Genomic DNA, 564 nt, shown 5'->3' on the forward strand with positions numbered 1-564 from the left:
ATTAGTAAGGCCACGCTACAGAATTGGCTCAAAGATCCTAGTATTAAACTCACTCGCAATAAACCACCCAGTAAAATACCTAACGAAGCTTTATTAAAAGATGTTGAACAGCATCCAGACGATTACATGTACGAGAGAGCACAGCGTTTTGGCTGTAGTAAGTCGGGCATCGAGGCCGCTTTAAAACGTCTTGGTATCAGTCAAAAAAAAGACCTTAGAGCATCCAAAAGCTTGCCCATTAAACAGAGCTAAATATCTAAGTAAACTGGGCGACTACATCGCTCAAGGCTATGCAATTGTATACATGGATGAGAGTGGCTTCGAGGCTGGGACCATCCGCTCTCATGGCTATGCACCTATTGGTACCCCTTGCATCGATAGCTATAACTGGCAAGGTAAAAAACGCACCAATGTTATTGGTGCCTTATATGAAAAAGCGTTATTTGCACTTGATTACTTCGAAAAGAATATCAATGGCGACATATTCTACAACTGGTGCAAAAACACGCTAATACCAAGTCTTAAAATAAAATGCGTAATCGTCATGGATAACGCCAGCTTTCA

Annotated in this window: 2 protein-coding genes; both read left to right on the forward strand. The window is 41.3% G+C overall.

Going from position 1 to position 564, the window contains the following annotated elements; translation table 11 throughout:
* Positions 1-252, forward strand: a 252-nt coding sequence (locus CXF65_RS01060) for an IS630 transposase-related protein (RefSeq protein ID WP_101210734.1), incomplete at its 5' end; no start/stop codon positions are given.
* 52 nt (positions 253-304) lie between these two features.
* Positions 305-564: transposase (locus CXF65_RS01065; protein ID WP_198551934.1), on the forward strand; the 260-nt coding region annotated here is incomplete at its 3' end.

This window comes from Psychrobacter sp. Sarcosine-3u-12, from assembly GCF_002836005.1.
GTDB classification, from domain to species: Bacteria; Pseudomonadota; Gammaproteobacteria; order Pseudomonadales; family Moraxellaceae; genus Psychrobacter; species Psychrobacter okhotskensis.